Annotated in this window: 15 protein-coding genes, 2 tRNA genes, 1 other RNA gene and 1 riboswitch; of the genes, 12 read left to right on the top strand and 6 right to left on the bottom strand. The window is 66.3% G+C overall.

Translation table 11 applies throughout. The features are described from left to right. Positions 1-14: 14 nt before the first annotated feature. The 3 genes from def to metK form a co-directional block, all read right to left on the bottom strand. Positions 15-500 carry a peptide deformylase gene (def, locus tag MSB02_RS01385; protein ID WP_267193422.1) on the bottom strand — a complete coding sequence of 162 codons (486 nt, stop codon included), beginning with the start codon at positions 498-500 and terminating at the stop codon, positions 15-17. A gap of 88 nt (positions 501-588) precedes the next feature. Next, positions 589-2,832 (bottom strand): replication restart helicase PriA, encoded by a 2,244-nt coding sequence (gene priA / locus MSB02_RS01380; RefSeq protein WP_267193421.1) that lies wholly within the window; start codon positions 2,830-2,832, stop codon positions 589-591. A 62-nt stretch (positions 2,833-2,894) separates the two neighbouring features. After that, complete coding sequence (gene metK, locus MSB02_RS01375; protein WP_267193420.1) at positions 2,895-4,142, bottom strand: methionine adenosyltransferase; 1,248 nt, start codon at positions 4,140-4,142, stop codon at positions 2,895-2,897. Between the two features lie 336 nt (positions 4,143-4,478). On the opposite strand from metK, the gene MSB02_RS01370 reads away from it, so the two are divergent. The 10 genes from MSB02_RS01370 to rnpB all read left to right on the top strand — a co-directional run bounded on the left by MSB02_RS01370 (position 4,479) and on the right by rnpB (position 12,159). Continuing rightward, positions 4,479-4,910 carry a phosphate-starvation-inducible PsiE family protein gene (locus MSB02_RS01370; RefSeq protein ID WP_267193419.1) on the top strand — a complete coding sequence of 144 codons (432 nt, stop codon included), beginning with the start codon at positions 4,479-4,481 and terminating at the stop codon, positions 4,908-4,910. A gap of 22 nt (positions 4,911-4,932) precedes the next feature. After that, positions 4,933-6,387 carry a glutamate--tRNA ligase gene (gene gltX, locus MSB02_RS01365; RefSeq protein WP_267193418.1) on the top strand — a complete coding sequence of 485 codons (1,455 nt, stop codon included), beginning with the start codon at positions 4,933-4,935 and terminating at the stop codon, positions 6,385-6,387. Between the two features lie 77 nt (positions 6,388-6,464). Then, a tRNA-Gln gene (locus MSB02_RS01360) sits at positions 6,465-6,540 on the top strand. Positions 6,541-6,544: 4 nt separating this feature from the next. Next, a tRNA-Glu gene (locus MSB02_RS01355) sits at positions 6,545-6,620 on the top strand. Between the two features lie 62 nt (positions 6,621-6,682). Further along, positions 6,683-8,371, top strand: coding sequence for a glutamine--tRNA ligase/YqeY domain fusion protein (locus MSB02_RS01350; RefSeq protein ID WP_267193417.1), 1,689 nt, complete (start codon positions 6,683-6,685; stop codon positions 8,369-8,371). Between the two features lie 76 nt (positions 8,372-8,447). Next, positions 8,448-8,587: riboswitch (FMN riboswitch) on the top strand. An 87-nt stretch (positions 8,588-8,674) separates the two neighbouring features. Then, positions 8,675-9,277: an ECF transporter S component gene (locus tag MSB02_RS01345; RefSeq protein ID WP_267193416.1), complete on the top strand. Its 603-nt coding sequence runs from the start codon at positions 8,675-8,677 to the stop codon at positions 9,275-9,277. Between the two features lies 1 nt (position 9,278). Next, positions 9,279-10,130, top strand: coding sequence for an energy-coupling factor transporter ATPase (locus MSB02_RS01340; RefSeq protein WP_267193415.1), 852 nt, complete (start codon positions 9,279-9,281; stop codon positions 10,128-10,130). Continuing rightward, complete coding sequence (locus tag MSB02_RS01335; RefSeq protein WP_267193414.1) at positions 10,106-10,972, top strand: energy-coupling factor transporter ATPase; 867 nt, start codon at positions 10,106-10,108, stop codon at positions 10,970-10,972. The genes MSB02_RS01340 and MSB02_RS01335 overlap by 25 nt, the downstream gene beginning before the upstream one ends. A gap of 1 nt (position 10,973) precedes the next feature. Continuing rightward, positions 10,974-11,765: an energy-coupling factor transporter transmembrane component T family protein gene (locus MSB02_RS01330; RefSeq protein ID WP_267193413.1), complete on the top strand. Its 792-nt coding sequence runs from the start codon at positions 10,974-10,976 to the stop codon at positions 11,763-11,765. A gap of 51 nt (positions 11,766-11,816) precedes the next feature. Next, an RNA gene (rnpB, locus tag MSB02_RS01325) (RNase P RNA component class A) lies at positions 11,817-12,159 on the top strand. A 56-nt stretch (positions 12,160-12,215) separates the two neighbouring features. Here rnpB and MSB02_RS01320 read toward each other — a convergent pair. Continuing rightward, the gene (locus tag MSB02_RS01320; RefSeq protein WP_267193412.1) at positions 12,216-14,177 is read right to left on the bottom strand and encodes a magnesium chelatase subunit D family protein; all 1,962 of its coding nucleotides are present in this window, start codon (positions 14,175-14,177) and stop codon (positions 12,216-12,218) included. A 74-nt stretch (positions 14,178-14,251) separates the two neighbouring features. Next, entirely contained in the window at positions 14,252-15,409 is a 1,158-nt protein-coding gene (locus MSB02_RS01315) for a hypothetical protein (RefSeq protein ID WP_267193411.1), read from the bottom strand. Positions 15,410-15,540: 131 nt separating this feature from the next. Here MSB02_RS01315 and MSB02_RS01310 point away from each other — a divergent pair, with 131 nt between their 5' ends. After that, positions 15,541-17,223, top strand: coding sequence for an exonuclease domain-containing protein (locus MSB02_RS01310; protein ID WP_267193410.1), 1,683 nt, complete (start codon positions 15,541-15,543; stop codon positions 17,221-17,223). On the opposite strand, the gene MSB02_RS01305 is transcribed toward MSB02_RS01310, so the two are convergent. Then, positions 17,180-18,037 (bottom strand): deoxyribonuclease IV, encoded by an 858-nt coding sequence (locus MSB02_RS01305; RefSeq protein ID WP_267193409.1) that lies wholly within the window; start codon positions 18,035-18,037, stop codon positions 17,180-17,182. The genes MSB02_RS01310 and MSB02_RS01305 overlap by 44 nt on opposite strands. Positions 18,038-18,095: 58 nt before the next feature. Between MSB02_RS01305 and dinB the strand changes: the two genes are divergently transcribed. Further along, on the top strand, positions 18,096-19,301 hold the full coding sequence (gene dinB, locus MSB02_RS01300; RefSeq protein ID WP_267193408.1) for a DNA polymerase IV: 1,206 nt from the start codon (positions 18,096-18,098) through the stop codon (positions 19,299-19,301). Position 19,302 lies beyond the last annotated feature (1 nt).

Raw genomic sequence — 19,302 nt, 5'->3', positions numbered from 1 at the left:
CCCCTTCGGCCGGGCTACAGATTGTTGGCCTCGTTGTACGCCTTGATGAGCGACTTCCTCATCTCCGCAGGTGCTCGATCGAGGATCAGGATCCCGTCCAGATGGTCTATCTCGTGCTGCAGGACGCGCGCGAGCAGATCCTCGGCCTCGATCGTGATCTCCCTGCCTTCGATCGTGAGTCCCTGGCAGACGACACGCTGCGATCGTTCCACCGGCACATTGACCCCCGGAACCGACAAGCAGCCTTCTTCGTCCACGACCGTCTCGTCGCCGAACTCCGTTATCACCGGATTGCAGAGCGCAGCCAGGCGATCATCGACATCGAACACGATCACGCGCTTGTCCACGCCCACCTGGGGAGCGGCAAGGCCCACGCCGTTCTCGGCGTACATCGTCTCCGCCATGGCGCGCACGAGCTCCCGGAGCTCCTGGTCCGCCTGGGTATCAACGTCATGTGCACGGCCCTTGAGGACCGGGTTGGGATGGTGCAGGACCTCCATCGACGCCCCTTCATTCTCGCGATTCCGACCAACGTATTCTACACCGGTGTGCGACAGGGCGTGGCGGCGCCCACGCGTGCCGCATCTCCTACAACATGCCTGCCGGATCGACGTCGATCGTCCGGGTGACCTGCTCGGGCACTGTGATCTCCGCATCCAACCGGCTGAGCAGTGACGGCATGGAGGATCCGTCGGGCGACTTCACGACCACATGCCATCGCCATCGCCCCTTGATGCGCGTTATCGGCGCGGGTGACGGTCCCAGCACGCTCCATCCCTCAGGTACCGCCTTCCGGAGTCCCTCGGCGAACATGGATGCGGCATCGCGCACGTCCGTCTGGCGCGCCCCCGCGAAGCCGATGTTGGCGATACGGGCGTATGGCGGATATCCCAGCGAACGCCGGTCCGCTTCTTCGGGACCGTACAGCAGCCCGGGATCACGTTCCTGGACCGCACGCACCGCCGGATGGTCCGCCCAGTATGTCTGTATGATCACGCGTCCCGGACGGGTACCCCTCCCTGCACGCCCGGCCACCTGCTCCAGAAGCTGGAACGTCCGCTCGGAAGCGCGGAAATCCGGCACGTGCATGCTCGTGTCCGCATTGAGAACGCCAACCAGCGTGACCTCAGGGAAATCCAGACCCTTGGCGATCATCTGGGTGCCAAGCAGTATCGCCTGCTTCTGAGCCTCGAACCGCGCGAGCACGGTCTCATGTCCGCCCTTGCGCGACGTGGTGTCGGCGTCCATGCGGACCACCGGCACCCCGGGCAACAACGCAGCCAGGTCCGCCTCGGCACGCTGCGTACCGGCCCCGAACCGACGCAGGTAGGCGCTGCCACAGCGGGGACATGTGGCGGGCACCGTCTCTGTGTGACCACAGTGGTGACACTGCAGCCGTCCGCCATCCTCGTGATACGTGAGCGACACACTGCACGACGGGCACTCGGGAACGAATCCGCACTCCCTGCACAGGAGGAACGATGCGAAGCCCCGGCGGTTGAGGAAGAGGACCGCCTTCTCGCCACGTTCCACGACCTGTTCAAGCGCGGTCGTGAGGCGCCGCGAGAAGATCGAACGGTTCCCCGAGCTGAACTCGGCGCCCATGTCGACCACCTCTACCGGGGCCGGCGCACCTCCACCGACACGCTCGGTGAGCCGTACGACGGAATACCGGCCATCGTTGGCCCGGTGTCGTGTCTCCATCGACGGGGTTGCTGACCCGAGCACGAGAGCCGCGCCCCGTGCACGCACCAACCGTTCGGCGACGTCGCGCGCGTGGTACCGGGGCGACTGCGCCTGCTTGTAGGAAGGTTCGTGCTCCTCGTCTATCACGACCAGCGCCAGGTCCCTGACAGGCGCGAACAGCGCGGAACGAGCGCCGACGACGACCTTCACACGTCCTTCGAGCGCAAGCTGCCACTGGTCGAACCGCTCGCCCACCGAGAGGCGGCTGTGGATGACCGCCACGTCGTCCCCCAAGCGCGATCGGAACCTGCCGACCGTCTGCGGAGTGAGTGAGATCTCCGGGACGAGCACGATCGCTCCACGACCACGCGCGACGACAGCCTCGATCGCCGAGAGGTACACCTCGGTCTTACCCGACCCGGTGACACCGTCCAGCACCACCACTCCCCCGTGTTCGACCGCGCCGGCGATGTGCTCGACCGCTGCCGCCTGCTGTGCAGTGTGCGCGTGGCGGGGCGCTTCTGAGGACGAGCCGGTGGGCCGGCGGTACCGCCGTGACTCGGTGATCTCCAGTACCCCTGAACGTGCCAGCGCCCGGACAGCGGCTGGTGCGCCACCGATCCCGGCAGTGAGCTCGCTCAGGGTCACCGGTCCTGCGGAGAGAGCCTCGAGGACCGCGCGCTGAACCACCGCGTTCGGGCGCGGCTGGAAGTCATCAGCCTGCGGCTTGCGCGAAACGAGCTGCACCGATGCGGGAGCGGTCTGTCGGCCTTCATATCGCCAAGTACCGTCATCGCCGCGGACGACCCGCGGAGCCCCACCCGGGGGCAGGAACAGCTTCAACGCCTCGGAGAGCGGGGCGACATACTCGGAGGCGATCCATCCGGCCACTTGCAGCGCATGCTCGTCGAAGACCGCCGTGCCCAGCACCCCGTCGATCGGGCGGAGATCCCCATCGTAGTCGGAATGCGCGGGCGTTCCGACCACATAGCCGACCACCCGGCGATGACCGAGAGGCACGGCGACTGGCACACCCACCCGTACCTTGCCGAGGAGCCCCGGTGGAACGGCGTAGTCGAACGGCTCCGAGAGAGCCCGGGCTGGCACGTCGACGACCACACTGGCTATGTGCGCTTCGGTTTCCATGGTTGCAGCATAGCGAAGGCCACCGACATCGTCGCCGGTGGCCCTCACAGGTGCGGTGCCGTCTACTCGACTGCCGCCAGCAGTGCATCCACCCGATCGGTGCGCTCCCAGGTGAACTCGGCCTCCTCGCGGCCGAAGTGCCCGTAGGCTGCCGTCTTGGAGTAGATTGGGCGGCGCAGGTCGAGGTCGCGGATGATGGCGCCCGGACGCAGGTCGAAGACCTCGCTCACGGCCTTCTCGATGCGCGCGACCGGCACGGTCTCGGTGCCGAAGGTCTCCACCATGACCGACATGGGGTGGGCGACACCGATGGCGTAGGCCAGCTGGATCTCGCAGCGCTCGGCAAGGCCGGCCGCCACGATGTTCTTCGCGACCCAACGAGCGGCGTAGGCCGCCGAGCGGTCGACCTTGGTGCAGTCCTTACCGGAGAACGCGCCGCCGCCGTGGCGGCCCATGCCACCGTACGTGTCCACGATGATCTTCCGACCGGTCACGCCCGAGTCGCCCATGGGACCACCGATCACGAATCGGCCCGTCGGGTTCACGAGAACCTCGGCGTCCTTGTAGTCGATGCCCTCCAGACCGAGCACGGGATCGATGATGTGCTCGATGAAGTCCGGACGCATGAGCGCGTCGATGTCGACTCCGTCGGCGTGCTGCGTCGAGATGAGGATCTTGTCGATGGCGACCGGCTTGCCGTCGACGTAGCGTACTGTGACCTGGGTCTTTCCGTCGGGGCGCAGGTAGTCGAGCACCTCCGCCTTGCGAACGGCGGTCAGACGCTCGGCAAGACGGTGCGCCAGGTAGATCGGCATCGGCATCAGCTGCGACGTCTCGTTACAGGCGTAGCCGAACATCATGCCTTGATCACCTGCGCCGATGAGGTCGAGCGGATCCTGCTCTCCACGCTTCATCTCAAGCGCCTTGTCGACCCCCATCGCGATGTCCGAACTCTGCTCGTGGATCGCCGTGAGCACGCCACACGTCTCATAATCGAAGCCGAACTTGGCGCGGACGTACCCGATCTTCTTCACGGTCTCCCGAACGATGGAGGGGATATCCACGTACGCATGGGTACGGATCTCCCCCGCGACCACGATAAGGCCGGTGGTCGTAAGCGTCTCGCAGGCGACACGCACGTAGTCAGGACTCGCAACCGAACCCTTGTCGGTCTCGTAGCCCTCCTCGGCAAGCTCGGCCTCTCGTGCGATGATCGCGTCGAGAACGGCGTCCGAGATGGCGTCGCACATCTTGTCGGGGTGGCCTTCGGTGACCGACTCCGAGGTGAACAGATACTCGCGCTCTGACATCGGACCTCCTTCATGGTGCCCGCGCCTGCGGGCCTGCCGTTACCGTCCAGGCAAAGAAAAATCCCCTGCCTGGACAGACAAGGGACATGAGCGTTGGCGTGGTGCGCCGCGTTCTTCCCTCATCTTCCAGACGTCGCCGTCTGCCGCAATGTGGCACCGTGCGCACTTTCGCGTCGGTTGCCGGGGCGTCGTAGGGTGCGGTCCCTCGGCCCTCTGCAGCGCTTACGCGCTGCCTCGTGATGAGAACGCAGCCACGATAGCACGGGGCAGCGGTCCTGCCAAGCGAGGCTGCAGCGGGTATAGTGTGCTCGTGGACCCGCCGGATGATGGAGCGCCATGAAGCTGTTCTCCGTGGAGATGATCGACCGGATCGTCGTGTATATCGAGGCCGCTGTGACGGCCCTGCTCGTGATACTCGCCGCACTCGGCGTGGTGGACATCGTCATCAAGATGCTCGAGGTCACCCGCGCGGACGGCTTCATGACACCCCAAGGAATCACGCGGACCATCGACACGGTGCTCGTGGTGTTCATCGTGATCGAGTTGATCCGCATCGCGATGGCCTACATGCAGCACAAGAACGTCATCGGTACGGTGCTCGAGGCTGGCCTCGTCGCTGTCGTGCGGAAGCTCGTGATCTTCGAGAGCGGCCCGGACATGCTCGAAAAGGCCATCGCGCTGGCCGTCCTCATCCTCGCCGTAGGTATCACGTGGTTCCTGCTGCACAAGCGGCAGCCGGCGGATGCCGACGTCCCCGGCGCTCACTGATAGCACATCCGGAAGGAGTATCGTGTCCGTATCCCCCCGTGTCCGTTTCGCCCCGAGTCCCACCGGCGCGCTCCACATCGGCGGCGCCCGTACCGCCGTCTACAACTGGGCCTTCGCCCGTGCGACCGGTGGCACGTTCGTGCTCCGCATAGACGACACCGATCCGGAACGCTCCACTGATGAGAACACCGCGCAGATCATGCGGTCGTTGCGTTGGCTCGGGATCGAGTGGGACGAGGGACCCGAGGTGGGCGGTGACCTCGGACCGTACTTCCAGACGCAGCGGGGCGCGCACTATGCCCGCGCACTCGACCACATGAAGGCGTCGGGTTCGGCTTACCCCTGTTTCTGCACGGCTGACGAGCTTGAGGCAAAGCGCGCCGCTGCGCGTCAGAGCGACGGACCATCCGGGTACGACCGCACATGCCGCCGCCTCGATCCCGGCGAGGTTCGCGCCCGCATGGATGCAGGTGAACCGCATGTCTGGCGACTCGCTGTGCCGCTCGACCGCTCCGATATCGTCGTGGATGACGCTGTACGCGGCGAGACGGCGTTCCCGTCGAGCGCCATGGACGACTTCGTCCTTGCCAGGACCGACGGGACGCCTACGTACAACTTCGCCACCGTCGTGGACGATGTGGACATGCGGATCACCCACGTGATCCGCGGCGACGACCATCTCTCCAACACGCCCCGCCAGATACTGGTCTTCGAAGCGTTGGGCGCACCGGTACCGCGTTTCGCTCACCTTTCCATGATCTGGGGGGCCGACGGGAAGAAGCTCTCGAAGCGGCACGGCGCAACATCGGTGGAGGCTTTCCGCGACGAGGGCTACCTCCCTGAGGCGCTGCTCAACTACCTCGCGCTGCTCGGCTGGTCCCTCGACGGGGAGACCACGATCATCTCGCGTGAGACCCTTGCCTCGCAGTTCTCGCTCGAACGCATCTCGAAAAACCCCGCCATCTTCGACTTCGACAAACTGGAGTGGATGAATGGCGCGTATATCCGCGAGATGTCCGCCGACGCTCTCGCCAAGCGCATGATCACCTGGCTCGCGAAAGCCGGTCTTGCCACTGAAGAAGACTTCGCCGCACGACCGGACTGGTACCAAGCGCTCGTTCCGCTGGTGGCCGAGCGCGCGAGAAGGATGACCGATATCCCCGCGATGCTCGCGTTCCTCTTCGGCGAGACAGTCGCCATCGAACCCGCCGCGGCGGACAAGGCGCTCGCCACCGACGACGCCCGCCGGTCGCTGCAGGCGGCACTCGAGGCGCTCGGGACTATCGCCGATTGGAAACACGACGCGATCGAGCAGACACTCAGAGACCTGGCCGTCACCCTTGAGGTGAAACCGAAGGTCGTGTTCCAGGCGGTCCGCGTGGCGGTGACGGGGTCCACCGTCAGCCCGCCGCTCTTCGAGTCGCTCGCGCTCCTCGGAAAAGAGCGGACCATCCGCAGGATCGAGGCCGCTCTCTGAGCATGCGGCGCTCGGGTTGACACCCGATGGTGCCCTCGGTAGGATACCTACTCGCGCCCTCGGGCGCCGGTACGTACTGGGGTATGGTGTAACTGGCAACACGCCGGATTCTGGTTCCGGAGAGTCTAGGTTCGAGCCCTAGTACCCCAGCCAGCTTGGCCCGTTCGTCTAGCGGTTAGGACACCGCCCTCTCAAGGCGGAGATCACGGGTTCGAATCCCGTACGGGCTACCAGACCGTTCGCAGGCCGGAGGATACGTCCTCCGGCCTGCTGCTTTGTGCTATCCTCGGCGACCATGGAGACACACTCGGCACCCTCATCCGATCGCAGCGACTTCATCCGCGACATCATCGCGGAGGACCTCGCCGCCGGTCGCCGCGAGACCATCGTCACACGCTTCCCTCCGGAGCCGAACGGCTATCTCCACATCGGTCACGCCAAGTCGATCTGCCTCAACTTCGGCGCCGCCCGCGAGTTCGGTGGGCGCTGCCACCTCCGCTTCGATGACACGAACCCCGTCAAGGAGGAGCAGGAGTACATCGACTCGATCATGACCGATGTGCGCTGGCTGGGCTTCGAGTGGGGCGAGCATCTTTACTACGCGTCCGACTACTTCGAGCAGCTCTACGAGTGGGCGGTACACCTCATCCGTGAGGGCAAGGCGTACGTGGACGACCTTTCCGCCGAGGAGATCCGCGCCTACCGCGGCACGCTGACCGAGCCGGGCCGTCCAAGCCCCTGGCGCGACCGTGCCATCGCGGAGAACGTCGACCTCTTCCAGCGCATGCGTGATGGTGAGTTCCCTGACGGCTCACGGGTGCTCCGCGCGAAGATCGATATGGCCTCGGGCAACATCAATATGCGCGACCCGGTGATGTACCGGATACTGCACGCCACACACCACCGCACGGGTGACGTATGGTGCATCTACCCTTCGTACGACTTCGCACACGGCCAGTCCGACGCGATCGAGGGGATCACGCACTCGATCTGCACGCTCGAGTTCCAGGACCACCGGCCGCTTTACGATTGGTTCGTGGAGAACCTCCCCGTGCCCTCACGCCCGCGCCAGTACGAGTTCGCGCGCCTCAATCTCACCCACACCGTGCTCTCCAAGCGAGTGCTGCTACGGCTCGTCAAGGAAGGTCATGTGCGTGGATGGGACGATCCCCGCATGCCGACCCTCTCGGGCATCCGGCGCCGTGGCTATCCCGCCGAGGGTATCAGGGACTTCGCCGCCATGATCGGCGTGGCCCGCGCCGACAGCGTGGTGGAGATCGAGATGTTGGAGCACGCCGTGCGGAACGTCCTCAACCGCACCACGCTCCGACGGATGGCCGTGCTCGATCCGATCAAGGTCGTGATCGACAACTATCCCGAGGATGCCGACGAAGAGCTCGAGGTCCCCAACAGTCCCGAGGACACGGATGCCGGCACGCGCATGGTGCCGTTCTCGCGGGAGCTGTGGATCGAACGCGACGACTTCATGGAAGACCCGCCCAAGAAGTTCTTCCGCCTTGCGCCGGGCCGGGAGGTCCGCCTGCGGTCCGCATACTTCATCACCTGTAACGACGTGATCAAGGACACGGACGGTCGGGTGACCGAGCTCCGGTGCACGTACGATCCGGAGACACGTGGGGGAAGCGCCCCCGACGGGCGCAAGGTGAAAGCCACCCTGCACTGGGTCTCGGCGGCGCACGCTGTTCCCGCCGAGGTTCGGCTCTACGACCACCTCTTCTCGAGCGCGGTGCCCGGAACCACCGGCGACGACCTCTTCGACGATCTCTCCCCCACGTCCGAGGTCATCGTCCGGGGAGCACGCCTCGAACCCGCGCTCGCCGACACGCCGGTGGGAACCACAGTGCAGTTCGAGCGTCTGGGGTACTTCTGCGTGGATCCAGACTCCGCACCCGGCTCGCCGGTGTTCAATCGCACGCTCACCCTGAAGGACACGTGGGCCCGGCTCCGCGCGAAGAGCGCCTGACGTCCTTTCCTGTACGGAAAACCCGCATGCCCGAATCACGCTTTACGTGACGCGTCCCCCGCATTACAGTACGGGTGAATCTGTTCAGGGCGGGGTGGAACTCCCCACCGGCGGTGAATGGCCACGGCCATGAGTCCGCGAGCCGAGCCTTCGGGCGACGCAGACCCGGTGCGATCCCGGGACCGACGGTCATAGTCCGGATGAAAGAACAGAGCACATCTCGAGAGTGGATGCGCTTGAGCCCGCAGATGTCAGTCGGCGGGCTCGTATTGTGCCCGCCCCTATCTGGAAGGGATGTGGCACATGAGCGCAGACACGACGAAGGCACGCACGAATACGAACCGCTGGGACACGCGGCAGATGGTCACGATGGCCATACTCGTCGCCCTCGGCACATTGACCAGCTTCATCGACATTCCGATCATCCCCGGGGTGGAGTGGCTCAAGTACGACCCCTCCTCGGTTGCGATGCTCATCGGCGCGTTCGTGTACGGACCCGTGGCGGGGGCCGTCATCGGCACGCTCATCGCCCTGATCCACTGGAGCTCGGCGGGGATCTGGGGCGTGGTGATGAACATCATCGCGATGGTGGCCATGGGCGTTCCCGCGGGCCTCATCTACCGACATCGCAAGACCCGCGCGGGAGCCGTGATCGCGCTTGCGGTGGGTTCAGTGGTCATGGTGACGGTCAACCTGCTCGCGAACCTGGTGGTCACGCCGATCTACACAGGAATGCCGGTATCGGCCGTGGTGGCCCTGATCCTCCCGGTGCTGCTGCCGTTCAACATCGTCAAGGCCGTGCTCAACAGCGTGATCACCCTCGTGGTGTACAAGACCGTCTCGCGCATGATCAGGCCGGAGCGCAAGCAGCCATTGTGCGAGAACCCGGTGACGGACGCCTCGTAGCATGGGCCCTCCGTACGATAGGGTTCCCGCGGTCTCGTTCCGGGATGTCTGGTACCGCTACCACCCCGACGAGCCTGACGCGCTCGCCGGGGTGACTCTCGACATCATGCAGGGCGAACATATCGCGGTCATCGGGGCCAACGGCAGCGGCAAGTCCACGCTTGCACGTCACATCAACGCGCTGCTCGTCCCTGATGCGGGTACGGTGACCGTGGCGGGGCTGGACATCGCAGATGCGAGACATACGTATCCGGTACGCGAGCAGGCCGGGCTTGTCTTCCAGAACCCCGATGATCAGATGGTGGCCTCGGTGGTGCGTGACGATGTCGCCTTCGGCCCCGAGAACCTTGGCCTGCCCGTTGCCGAGATCGTCACACGGGTGGGCGATGCGCTTGCCACGGTGGGGATGTCGGATCATGCCGATGACGACGTCTCGGCACTCTCGGGCGGCCAACGTCAGCGGGTGGCCATCGCGGGCGTGCTGGCTATGCGTCCGGCCATCCTCCTTCTCGACGAACCTGGCGCCATGCTCGACCCGCGTGGCCGTCGCGGCATCCGCCGCGTCTCGCGAGAACTGCATGAGGCCGGCATGACCGTCATCGTGATCACGCAGCACATGGACGAGGCGCTCCGCGCGGACAGGGTCGTTGTGATGGACAGCGGCGGGATCGTATGTGAGGGCCCCACGGCGGACGTGCTCGTGCAGGCCGACCTCTTGCGCTCCCTGGGTCTGGCTGTACCGTTCCCTGCCGCCCTTGCCGACGCGCTCCGCAGCCGGGGCTTCGACGTACCGGTGACTCTTGACGAAAAGATGCTCGAGGAGGCGATATGCCGATCGTTCTCGAGCATGTGACCCTCAGGTACCCCGGGAGCGATCCCGCCGCGCACCCCGCGGTCGACGACCTCTCCCTCGTGGTGGATGACGGAGAGTACCTCGGCGTGATCGGTCACACCGGCAGCGGCAAGTCCACGCTCGTGCTGCTCATGGCCGGACTGCTCGCGGCCACCAGCGGGAGGGTCACGGTCAACGGCGCCGATCTGGCCGAACGCAGCGCGCGGCGCGCACTCCGGCGCCAGGTGGGTATCGTCTTCCAGTATCCGGAGCATCAACTGTTCGCCGACACGGTGGCCGAGGACGTCGGCTTCGGGCCGCGCGCGCTCGGCCTGACCGCACGCGAAGCCGAGCGGGCGGTGGACGAGGCGCTGGAGCGCGTGGACATGGAGCTGTGCACGTACGGGCACCGCAGCCCGTTCGAGCTCTCCGGCGGACAGATGCGCCGGGTCGCCATCGCGGGCGTGCTGGCGACCCGACCCGACATCCTAATCCTTGACGAGCCGATGGCCGGACTCGATCCCGCGGGTCGCGGGGAGATAGCCGCCCTCTTGCGACGTCTTCACGATCGTGGCCTGACCGTCGTCATGGTCTCCCACGACATGGACGACATCGCGTCGCTGGCAGACAGGGTGCTCGTCCTCCGCGATGGCGGTTGTTTCGCCCACGGGACTCCGGCAGAGGTTTTCGCGCGACAGACCGAACTGCGCGAGATCGGCCTCGGGGTACCTCATGCAGCCCGCTTTGCCGCGCGGCTCTCGGCGTGCGGAATCGACGTCGGTGGAACGATGTCCACCCCTGAGGCTCTCGCAGACGCCCTCGCCTCACTCCGGACGGATCTCGACCCGGGGCGGGAGGCCTGACATGGCCCTTGGGCAGTATCACAAGGCCGATTCCCCGCTCCATAGGATGGACCCCCGGTTCAAGATCCTTGTGGCGGTGGTGTACATGCTCGTGATCTTCCTCGCGCGCGAGCTGGTGGGGCTCTCGCTGGCTCTCGTGTTCCTGGCTGGCGCTGTCGCGGCGTCGGGGATCCCACTGGGACTGCTGGCGCGGAGCCTTCGCCCGGTGATCGCGTTCGTGGTCTTCACGTTCATGGTGAACCTTGTGTTCATCACCAGCGGCGAGACCATCTTCGCTCTCGGTCGTGTTGCGATCACTTCGGGCGGTCTCAGCGCGGCTGCCTTCATGACCACGCGACTCTTCACCCTCTTCGTCTCCACCGCCCTGCTCGGCTTCACCACCTCTCCTGTGGACCTCGCCGACGGTATGGAGGGGCTCCTGACGCCCCTTGAGCGGTTCGGCGTGCCGGCGCACGAGATCTCGATGATGATGAGCATCGCGCTGCGTTTCATACCGATCCTCGTGGCCGAGAAGGACCGCATCGTGCGAGCACAGACTGCCCGGGGGGCCGACTTCGAGTCGGGTAATCCCCTCACCCGCATGCGTGCGATCATCCCCGTCCTCACACCGCTCTTCCTCAGCGCCTTCCGCCATGCCGAGGACCTCGCCACCGCGATGGAGAGCCGCTGCTACCACGGCAAGGAGGGGCGTACACGCGTCAAGACGCTCCAACCCGCCTGGCGCGACTGGGCCGCCGTTGCTGCGCTCACCGTCCTGACGTGCGCGCTTGTGGTCTTGCGCACCGTGCCCTGAGGGGTGCGCCGTCCACCGCTGTGTGCCCTACCCTGCTAGAATGGGCATGTGGGAGCGGACCGTGCGGCCGCGCGCCGTGAGGCGTGAGGAAAGTCCGGACTCCGCAGGGCAGGGTGCCTGCTAACGGCAGGGCGCGGCGACGCGACGGAAAGTGCCACAGAAAAGAAGACCCCCGGGGCATGGCCCCGAGGAGAGCTGAAACGGTGCGGTAAGAGCGCACCAGCGTCACGGCAACGTGGCGGCTTGGCAAACCCCACCCGGAGCAAGGGCGAATAGGAGCGGTCACGGCTGGCCCGGCCATCGCTCGGGTACGCCCGCTCGAGGCCGTCGGCGACGACGGTCCCAGATAGATGGTCGCACACGACAGGATCCGGCTTACAGGTCCGCTCCCACACCCCCGCACCATGCACGAAGAGCCGGCCCAGCAGTGTCCGTGGGCCCGTCAGGTGCCTACGCGGTCATCCGCTGACGCACAGCGCCCGCCACGGCATCGCCCTCGGGCTGTCCCAGCCGTACGTACTCGCCCCCCGCGACCCGCGCCAACTCCCGTGCGCCGAGACCGCTACCCGGCCCCGACGTGTCGATGACGAGCGTGTGTATCGGCGTGTCCTTGAGTCGTGCGGCCGCCTGACGCGCGTCGTCGCTCCCGAGACCCGCACCGATACCCACGTTCGCGCGCCCATCCGTGAGCAGCACGAGCCACGGAACGATGCTGTCGTCCCGTCGGATCTCGGCCGCGAGGACGTCGAGCGACGTGAGGATCCCGTGAGCGATCGGAGTGGCGCCGCCCGTGGGGAGCGTGCGCAACTTCAGCTGGGCGAGCTCGACGCTCGCAGTGGGCTGCAGAACCACCTGTGCGGACTCGCCCCGGAACGCCACGAGACCCACCCGGTCACGACGTTGGTAGGCGTCCACGAGCAGATCGAGCACCGCGGCCTTCGCGGCTTCCATCCTGTTGGTGGCACCCATCGAGCCGCTTGCATCCACACAGAACACGATCGACGCGCCGACACGCCGCTTGCGGACCTTCGAGCGCAGGTCTTGCGGCTCGATCGCCACCGCCATGTCGCTCTCTCGGCCCGCCTGATACGGCGCGGCTGCCCGGATCGTGGCATCCAACGCAAGGTCGACCGGACGCCCGGGGCGGGCGACCTCGGCCCTGACATACCGTCCGGATCGGTCGTCCGTGGTGGTCTCCTGCCGCCGTCCGCCGTGTGAGCGCCGTACGCTGTCCATCCCGGCCACAAGCTCGGCGGACACACGCTCCTCCCGTATCGCCTCCGGCGCACCGGACTCCCGTGTGACCTCCACCAGCGCTCCGTGGCCGTCGCTCTGATCCGCGCCAGGCTCGTCGCTCGTCTCCGCGCAGCCAGCGTTGCCGGGGGCCGAGAGCAGCAACTCCTGCAGGCGCTTCTCGTCGAAACCGTGTTCCTCAAAGGGGTTCTTGCGCATACGGTGCGCAAGGACCATCGGCGCGACGGCACGTACGTCTGCGGCAGTGACCTCACGGCGGCCGTCAAGGACGGCATATGCGACAGCGGCCCGTCCCATCACCAGGTCGGCACGATGCCCGTCGACCCCGATGGCGGCGCACACCGATGCGATCAAGAAGAGCAGGTCATCGTCAAGCTCGACGTCGGGGATCGTCTGGATAGCTGAACGTATGCGCTCCTCCAAAGCCTTCTGTGCCGGAGACCATGTCCGCGCGAAGCCGGCGGGATCGTCCTCGAACGCGCGACGGCGCTTCAGGATCTCAACGCGCTCGGCAGGCTCGGCGATACCCTCGATGTCGACGCACAGACCGAAACGGTCGAGCAACTGCGGACGGATCTCCCCCTCCTCCGGGTTCATCGTACCCACGAGCACGAAGCGAGCCGGATGCTGATAGCGGACGCCTTCGCGCTCCACGACGTTCACACCCATCGCCGCGGAGTCCAGGAGCGTGTCCACGAGATGATCGTCCAGGAGGTTCACTTCGTCCACATAGAGGATGCCACGGTTGGCATACGCCAGGAGCCCCGGCTCGAACCTCCGTTCACCATGCTTCAGCGCCTGCTCGAGATCGATCGTGCCCACCACGCGATCCTCAGTGGCCGACACCGGCAGGTCCACCAGGAGAGGACGCCGATGCGCCACCGGCAACGCTCCCTCTTTGCGACGCTCACGGCACTCGTCGCACTGCAGATCCACAAGACGGGGGTGGCACCCGAAACGACAGTCGTCCACGACCTCGATCTCGGGAAGGATTGAACGAAGGCCACGAACGGCAGTGGACTTGGCGGTCCCCTTCTGTCCACGGATGAGGACGCCGCCGACCCGGGGCTCCACCGCATTGATGAGCAGTGCGGTCTTGAGCGGATCCTGTCCGACTATCGCACTGAACGGATACGTCGAACGGTCTTCCCCAGACATACGCCCTCCAGATGGCAAGCGGCCCATCTACACTATATGGTAGACGGGCCGCATCTGTCACCTAGTTCTTGTGGTCAGGATGACCTCCACTGGAAGGTGCCACACTCAGCGGGTGTGACCTCCCCGACCTTTGGACACGTGTTCGAGTAGACACAGTCGCTGCATGTGTACGCGCTCATGTCGAGAGAACCCGATGCTTCGTAGCCCGGCTCCAGCGGGGACACGTCATCCTCGTCCTCGTCCTCGACTGCGGCGGGCGGCTCTTCGAACGCTGCTGACACGTCATCGCTGCCCGTATCGCCGTAGTCGCCCAGGATCACCGGCTTGGGCAGGTAGGCGTCTTCACCCATCGGTGGCGCGCTCGCGATGAGCGTGTCCCCGTCCTCGGGCGCGGCCTGCACCTCGAAATCGCTGGCCTCCTCCTCTTCGGGCTCATAAGCCTCGACGTTGGCCCACGGCCACTCCGAGGGGCTCTCGGGGGATGCGGGCTCTCCGCCTCCTTCGGACCCGCCGTCGGATGAGGGCGCCAGTGGCGCTTCGTCCGCTTCGATAGCGCTGCTCATCGGCTCCGCGACAGCCGTTGCCACGGGAAGGTCGCGAAGTTCCGGGGCGATGTATGCCTGAGCGGCGATCTCGGACTCGTCCCGCTCGTCGGCTTCCTTTTCCGCGCCCACATCCTCGTTCTCCTGCGCGAGTGGATCCTGCGCTTCCTGCTCGTCGTCCTCGTGAGCCCCGATGGACTCCGGCGCCCTGATCCCCGACTCCTCCAGGGACGATGTCGCACGCTTGAGCGCATCCGCAAGCGATGCGCCCCCTTCCGTGAGAGAGGCATCCCCATCCGGCGGCATCTCGATCTCCGCCTCTTCCTCCACTACGACGGCGTCGGCCTCCGCCTCCTCTTGCAGTGCGAGGATATCGGCTTCCGCCTCGACCTCGGGCGCCTCGATCTCCGGCTCTACGACCGTGGCGGACGACACCGGCTCTGCCTCTGCCGCCTGGGCGCCCTCCGGTTCGCTGTCGGCTACGACCCTTTCGGCCGCCGGCATCACGAGCACAGGAATGGCCGTTTCCAGATCGACCACGTAGACCTGCCCGCCCGTGACGGTGGCGTCACCGGACGCGACCGCGGCGGACAGGGAGGCCAACGCTTCCTCGCGAGTGGCGAACGTACCCGACACGGGAAGCCGCAGGCCGCCGTCATCGGTCACTCGCTCGACAATGAAGAACGCCATTCCAACACCCCATCCTGTCGCGTTCGAGCCATGCACCACACTCTATGATATTCCATCTCTTCTGTGCCCGACATCACGCTACAACGCCACATGGTAGGATGTTCGGAACCCATCTACCACACGGGAACCAGATGCTCGCGCCCACTCCCCTCGCCACAGGTTCGTTCGTCACGGTCGACATCGAGACGACAGGATGCCGGCCCGGGACGTCTTCCATCCTCGAGATCGGGGCGGCACGCATCCAGCATGGTGCGATCGTCGACACCTTCACCACGCTCGTTCGCCCCACCGAACCGATCCCCGCCGTCGTCGAACGGCTCACCGGCATCACCGAGACGATGGTATCGCGCGCGCCTTCAGTGTCCGACGCGGTCTCACGATTCGCCGCCTTCACCGAGGACGCCGTCATCGTCGCCCACAATCACCGGTTCGATCTGGGATTCCTGGACTTCGAGGCGGAGCGGGCACTCGGCGCGCCCTTCCCACGGCCCGTCCTCGACACGCTGTGCCTCGCCCGCCGCCTGCATCCCGAGATCACCCGCAACAACCTGCGGGAGCTCGCGCGCTTCTACGACGTCTCGACCGTGCCCAACCATCGCGCGCTGCCCGACGCCCTGGCTACCGCCGAGATCCTGTTGTGCATGCTGCCCGAATTGCAGGCTGAAGGCATCGTCACCGCCGGGGACACCGCACGGCTGTGCGGTATCGCCGAGTGCAGCGACCTCGCTGCCAAGCTTCCGCTCGCAACCCATATGCCGCCCGGCCCCGGCGTGTATCTCTTTCGCGGCGAGTACGGTTCCGTCATCTACGTTGGTCGTGCGCGCGACCTCCGGTCGAAGGTCAGGTCGCACTTCTACGCCGCTGACGTGGTGACCGACTCGCCGGCGGCGCTCGCGGAGTCGGTCGAGCACATCGAATGCGTCTCGCAGCTCGACGCCGAGATCCTCGAGGCGCGGCTCAGGTACCGCTACCGTCCCGACTTCAATCGCAACACGACCAACCCGCGGATCCCCATCTTCATCCACCTCGACACCGCGTCTCCCTACCCCACGGTACAAGTGACGAAGCGGCGGTATCGGACCGGGGAGACACTCGGCCCGCTCACCAGCCAGTGGGCCGCCACCACGGTCGCCGACACGCTCTCGCGCGTATACGGTCTAAGGCAATGCCGCAGGACCGTCGCCGACTGTCGCGCTCATCGCTGCCGTCTGCGTGAACAGGGCCGGTGTGACGGACCCACGCTGTTCTCCGAGGGCGTCGAAGCGTACCGCGTCCGGGTGGACCGGTGTCTGCAGGTCCTCCGGGGTGATGACGCGTACTTCAGGACCCACCTGCAGACGATGCGCGACAGGTCCGCGCGCGGCGAGGAATACGAGCAGGCAGCCTACTACCGTGACGCCTTGCGAGCCCTCGATCGCACCTCCGCGGGTCTCGCCATGGCTTCCCGTGCACGTGGGCTCGGCGTCTCCGTGGTCATCGAAGGCACCACCGAAGCAGTCACGCTCTCCATCCTCGTGAACGGCTGGCGCTTCACCACGCTGCGCCTGAGCGCGACCGAGATCGCACAGAAGGCGACGCGCGCCACTCTCGACCGTACTCTGCAGAGGGCCGTGCAACGCACCTCCGCCAACCCTCCTATCACGCCGAAGCGGCTTGAGGAGATGGCCATCATCGACGCGTACCGTCAGCAGCATGCGCCGCTCATCGTCCAGGTGGGCGACGACATCCCGGCCGCCGTGTCCGAGATCATGTCGGCGACGCGCAGGCTCTTCAGGATCCCGCGACGCCATCACGGAGACGTTTCAGCCGGTTGATGTTCTCGGCGTCCTTCACGGGCGCCTCACCGGGCATCTCCGTGATCACCGGCACGTCGGACAGCCGCGCCTCCGAGACCATCCGACGGAAACCGTCCACGCCGATCGTCCCGTCACCGATCCACGCATGGCGATCCTTGTGCTCGCTCGGGCCGAACGCGCAGTCGTTGGCATGTATGAGCTCGATCGGCATGCCGCAACAGACCTCGAACGCGCCCAACAACTCATCCCACGTGTGAGACTGTGCGAGATCCCATCCCGCTGCGTGCGCATGACAGGTGTCGAGACATACGCCGGTGTGACCATGAGCCGCATCGAGCCTCTCCAACACCGCACCAAGCTCGTCGGGGCCGTCACCGAACGTAGTGCCTGCGGCCGCTGTGTTCTCGAGCAGAAGCCGTGTCTCCACGGCTCCCGACGCCGTCCACGCCAGGTCGACGCCCCGGGCGATCCGCCCGGCGGTGCGCTCCGGCGCACTCTTGTAACGCGTGCCGACGTGCGTCACCACACCCGCGGCGCCGAGCGCCTCTCCCCGGCTCAACTCGTCGGCGAGCGCCCTCCAGGAGCGCTCCCAGAGCCCGTCATCATCGCTGCCCAGGTTGATCAGGTATGCGGTATGGGTGAACACCGGACCCATACCGCTCGCGGAACACCGGTCGCGGAACGCCGCCACAGCCTCCGGGTCGAGAGCCCTCGCGTTCCATTGACGCGGGCTCTTCGCGAAGACCTGCATGCACTCACAGCCTACCGAGACCGCATAGTCGACCGCAGCCGCGAGCCCACCCGCGACGCTCACATGCGCACCGAATCGCATCCGCACACCTCCTCCCGCCAGTCTACCGTTTGCGGCCGTGAGGCCGTAGACTCGATACATGGACATCGGTTGCCCCACATGGCCTGCGCGCGCCGTCCTGCATGTGGACATGGACGCGTTCTTTGCCGCGGTGGAACAGCTCGACCATCCCGAGTGGCGTGGTCTGCCGGTGATCGTGGGTGGTGCGGCCGATCGCCGGGGAGTGGTCGCGGCTGCGTCCTACGAGGCCCGACGGTTCGGTGTACGCTCGGCCATGCCATCGGCCCAAGCGCAGCGGCTCTGCCCCGACGCCGTGTGGGCGCCCGCCAGGTTCGACCGTTACCGCGAACTGTCGGTGCGCATCCTGGCCATGTTCGAGGAGCTCACCCCGGCCGTGGAACAGATCTCGATCGACGAGGCTTTCCTCGATGTCACCCCCTCGGCGCACAGACCGCAACACCCCGCCGAGGCGGCTGCCGGGATCCAGGGACGCGTGGACGAGCTCGGGCTCTCGTGCTCAGTGGGGGTCGCCACCTGCAAGACCGTAGCGAAGATCGCCTCCGATCACGACAAGCCGCATGGCATCACCATCGTGAGACCCGGCGAGGAGGCGGCCTTCCTCGCGCCTCTGCCTGTGGACACGCTCCCCGGCATAGGCAATGCCACCGCGACGGCGTTGCGCAGCGCCGGTATCCGCACGCTCGGCGATCTCGCCAAGCTCGACCCCGCGAGCGCCAGCGGGCTCATGGGCTCAGCGGGACCCGTCAGCGTTGAGCGCGCCGCCGGGCTCGACCACCGCCCTGTCGCCCCCTCACGAGATGTGAAGTCCGTGTCCAACGAGCACACGTTCAGCACCGACGTGCGCGAGCGCGACGAAGTCGAGGCGGCCTTGCGCCGTCTCGTGGAGAAGGTGTCCGTGCGCCTGCGCCGAAAGGGTCTTCAGGGGCGCACGGTCACGGTGAAGCTACGGTACGCCGACTTCACCACGAAGACGGTTCGTCAGACGTTCCCCGGCGCCATGGATCTCGCCGACGAGCTGCTGCCGGCCGCCCTCGACCTGATACGGGGAGCGTGGACGCCCGGAGCGGGGCTCCGCCTGCTCGGGTTCGGCGTCTCCGGATTCGGGGTTCCGTCGACGCAGCTCGACCTCTTCGGTGACGAGGTGACCGACACCTCCAAGAGCAGAGCGCTCGTGGAGAGCGTGGACGCGGTCAGGGCGCGTTTCGGTGATGCCGCCATCCTGCGTGGCGTGCCACATGTCGAGGCGGACGAGCAGAAGGGGTGAT

It is taken from the genome of Anaerosoma tenue, assembly GCF_023161965.1.
GTDB classification, from domain to species: domain Bacteria; phylum Actinomycetota; class Coriobacteriia; order Anaerosomatales; family Anaerosomataceae; genus Anaerosoma; species Anaerosoma tenue.
Note: the sequence above shows the minus strand (reverse complement) of the source record. Positions and strands in the feature narration are given on the sequence as shown.

What these genes read in the sequence shown, in the direction of transcription:
- MSB02_RS01315 (WP_267193411.1), bottom strand. Translation starts at nt 15,409, where the DNA reads ATGGCGTTCTTCATTGTCGAGCGAGTGACCGATGACGGCGGCCTGCGG.
- MSB02_RS01335 (WP_267193414.1), top strand. Translation starts at nt 10,106, where the DNA reads ATGCCGATCGTTCTCGAGCATGTGACCCTCAGGTACCCCGGGAGCGAT.
- dinB (WP_267193408.1), top strand. Translation starts at nt 18,096, where the DNA reads ATGGACATCGGTTGCCCCACATGGCCTGCGCGCGCCGTCCTGCATGTG.
- priA (WP_267193421.1), bottom strand. Translation starts at nt 2,832, where the DNA reads ATGGAAACCGAAGCGCACATAGCCAGTGTGGTCGTCGACGTGCCAGCC.
- MSB02_RS01345 (WP_267193416.1), top strand. Translation starts at nt 8,675, where the DNA reads ATGAGCGCAGACACGACGAAGGCACGCACGAATACGAACCGCTGGGAC.
- MSB02_RS01310 (WP_267193410.1), top strand. Translation starts at nt 15,541, where the DNA reads ATGCTCGCGCCCACTCCCCTCGCCACAGGTTCGTTCGTCACGGTCGAC.
- MSB02_RS01305 (WP_267193409.1), bottom strand. Translation starts at nt 18,037, where the DNA reads ATGCGATTCGGTGCGCATGTGAGCGTCGCGGGTGGGCTCGCGGCTGCG.
- MSB02_RS01350 (WP_267193417.1), top strand. Translation starts at nt 6,683, where the DNA reads ATGGAGACACACTCGGCACCCTCATCCGATCGCAGCGACTTCATCCGC.
- metK (WP_267193420.1), bottom strand. Translation starts at nt 4,142, where the DNA reads ATGTCAGAGCGCGAGTATCTGTTCACCTCGGAGTCGGTCACCGAAGGC.
- MSB02_RS01370 (WP_267193419.1), top strand. Translation starts at nt 4,479, where the DNA reads ATGAAGCTGTTCTCCGTGGAGATGATCGACCGGATCGTCGTGTATATC.
- MSB02_RS01340 (WP_267193415.1), top strand. Translation starts at nt 9,279, where the DNA reads ATGGGCCCTCCGTACGATAGGGTTCCCGCGGTCTCGTTCCGGGATGTC.
- MSB02_RS01330 (WP_267193413.1), top strand. Translation starts at nt 10,974, where the DNA reads ATGGCCCTTGGGCAGTATCACAAGGCCGATTCCCCGCTCCATAGGATG.
- def (WP_267193422.1), bottom strand. Translation starts at nt 500, where the DNA reads ATGGAGGTCCTGCACCATCCCAACCCGGTCCTCAAGGGCCGTGCACAT.
- MSB02_RS01320 (WP_267193412.1), bottom strand. Translation starts at nt 14,177, where the DNA reads ATGTCTGGGGAAGACCGTTCGACGTATCCGTTCAGTGCGATAGTCGGA.